This is a genomic window from Hymenobacter sp. (genome assembly GCF_036388155.1).
Lineage (GTDB): Bacteria > Bacteroidota > Bacteroidia > Cytophagales > Hymenobacteraceae > Hymenobacter.
In genome coordinates, this window is record NZ_DASVSI010000021.1 from 1 (window position 1) to 2,460 (window position 2,460).

The 2,460-nt window shown below is 63.6% G+C and carries 2 protein-coding genes; both read left to right on the plus strand.

Going from position 1 to position 2,460, the window contains the following annotated elements:
* Positions 1-1,382, plus strand: a 1,382-nt coding sequence (locus VF629_RS03040; RefSeq protein ID WP_331056977.1) for a T9SS type A sorting domain-containing protein, incomplete at its 5' end; no start/stop codon positions are given.
* 69 nt (positions 1,383-1,451) lie between these two features.
* Positions 1,452-2,453, plus strand: a complete 1,002-nt coding sequence (locus tag VF629_RS03045; RefSeq protein WP_331056978.1) for an IS701 family transposase — start codon at positions 1,452-1,454, stop codon at positions 2,451-2,453.
* Positions 2,454-2,460: the final 7 nt, after the last annotated feature.

The window sequence follows — 2,460 nt, forward strand, 5'->3', positions numbered from 1 at the left end:
CGGGCGTGCGCACCGGCTTCCGGCAGCAAGTCATCGACCTGAACCAAACGAAGTACCTGCACGGCGACTTTCAATTTAGGTTCGTGGCAAGCGGTAACGCGTCGGACAACAGCGACAACTGGAGCGTGGACTACGTGCTGCTCAACAGCGGGCGCACCGCTGCCCTGGCCGACACCACCTTCGTGGACGTAGCCGCCGGTGCCGGCCTATTGGGCAGCAATCCTTCGGGTGGGCTGCGCAGCCCGCTACGGCGGTTTTCAGCCATGCCCGTCTGGCAGTTCAATGCCGCTAACCCCGCCAATAGCGAGCTGAACCCTAGTCTGGGTGTAAACTTCACGAACCTTGCGGTAGGCGCCCCGCTGTCCGTCAACGTCCTAGGCACGGTGCGGGAGCTGCCCGCGGGTCCGGTGCTGGGCTCCTGGCTTCAGGCCTCGCGCCTACTAACTGCCGGTAACCGGCAACAGCCAGTAGTTGATGCGGCCGGTAACCAGGCGCTATCCCTTACTGCCAATCCTAAAACGTTGCGGTACAGCATGGCGCTCACTTCGAGCGAAACCAATCCGCTTACGCTGGCCAACGACACAATTTCGCGTGATATGGAGCTTGGCACCTATTATGCCTACGACGATGGCACGGCCGAAAACGTCACCAACTTGCTGCCCTACTCTACCGGGCAGCAGTCGGCATTCGCCTACCGCTTCGACCTCAACCAGGCGGACTACGTGCGGGGCCTGCGCCTGTATCCGGTCTTCACGGCGTCGGACGCGGCCAGCCGGTCCGTCACCATCAGCGTGTGGGATGTTGACCCTAATGGGGCCCCCATCCCCACGCCTCGGGCGACCAAAGTAGTGACTATTCCTTTCCCGCTACCAGCTGGCTGGCAGTACTTTGAAGTTACTTTCGACCAGCCGGTGCCCGTGAGGGGCAGCTTTTTCGTGGGGTATTCGCAGCCTTCTACCGGCCGCACCCTGCACTACGGCCTCGACCTCAACAGCACCTTTCCGGCCCGGCACCTTTGGCTGCGTAACGATGTCGGCGTGTGGGATACCACCAACTTCGTGCCGCGCGGCTCCCAGCCCCGCGGAGCCCTCATGATGCGGCCCGTAATGACCAATAACGTGACCACCGCCACCGCTTCGGCCCGCGAAGCCGCCGCTTACAGCCTGTATCCCAACCCCGCTCGCGGTACCGTGAAGGTAGCCGGACCTGCCTTTGCCCGCGCCTCCGTGCTCGATGCCCTGGGCCGCACCGTGTGGGAGCAGCCGGCCGCGCAGGCAGGCCAGGCCACTCTGCCCCTGCCCGCCCTGCCCGCCGGCATCTACACCGTCCGCCTCGTGCTAGCCGACGGCCGTACTGTGGGCCGACGATTAATGATAGAGTAGGAATAGCTATTCGTTGTCAGTTGTTAGTTTTAGGAGTTACGCAGTTGGTAGGTATGCGTAAATTGGGGTATGAATAAGCCAAAGGTTGCGGCCGAGGACTACATTCAATTTCTGGTTGCCAGTCCGGCGGCGGTGAGCGGCACAGAAGCCGCCCGCGTTCACGCCGGGCCCGTAGCGGCGCACGACGCCTACACCCGCCTGCTGCACCGGCTCGAACCCGACGCGGCCACGCTCTGGCAAGAAGCGCACGGCTTGGTCACGACCACCAGCGGGGTATTGGTGCTCGACGACACGACCTTGGACAAGCCCTACGCCCAGCACATGGGCCTGGTCACGCGCCACTGGTCGGGCAAGCACCACGCCGTGGTGCAGGGCATCAACCTGCTCACGCTCTTGTGGAGCGACGGGCGGGCGCTGGTCCCGGTCGATTACCGGCTCTACGACAAAGCCACGGACGAACTGACCAAAAACGACCATTTCCAGCACCTGCTGCACACGGCCCGGCAGCGGGGCTTTGCCCCGCGCTGCGTCTTGTTTGACAGTTGGTACGCGAGTTTGGCCAACCTCAAACAGGTGCGGGCCTGCGGCTGGCCCTGGCTCACGCGCCTCAAGCGCAACCGCCTGGTCAACCCCGACGGGCAAGCCCTGAAGCCTTTGGCCGACTGTACCATCGGCCCCGATGGCCAAACCGTCTGGCTCAAAGGCTACGGCCCCATTCGCGTCTTCCGGTTGGCCGCCCCAGCCGGCGGCGCGGAAGGGGCCGAGTACTGGGCCAGCAGCGAAGCGAACCTGCACGAGGCGGAACGTGCCCCGCTGGCGGCCTTGTCCTGGGGCATCGAGCAGGATCACCGGGGCTTGAAGCAATGCTGTGGGGTGGAGAAAGCACAAGTGCGCGCCGCCCGCGCCCAGCGCAATCACATCGGCTGCGCCCTGCGCGCTTTTTTGCGCCTCGAAACCCAACGCCTGGGCACTGGCCGCAGTTGGTACGAAGCCAAAAGACAACTCCTGCGCGAGGCCATCCGAACCTACTTGGCTAACCCTGTTTACATTTTGCATACACCAAATGCGTAAGTCCTAA

What these genes read in the sequence shown, in the direction of transcription:
- VF629_RS03045 (WP_331056978.1), top strand. Translation starts at nt 1,452, where the DNA reads ATGAATAAGCCAAAGGTTGCGGCCGAGGACTACATTCAATTTCTGGTT.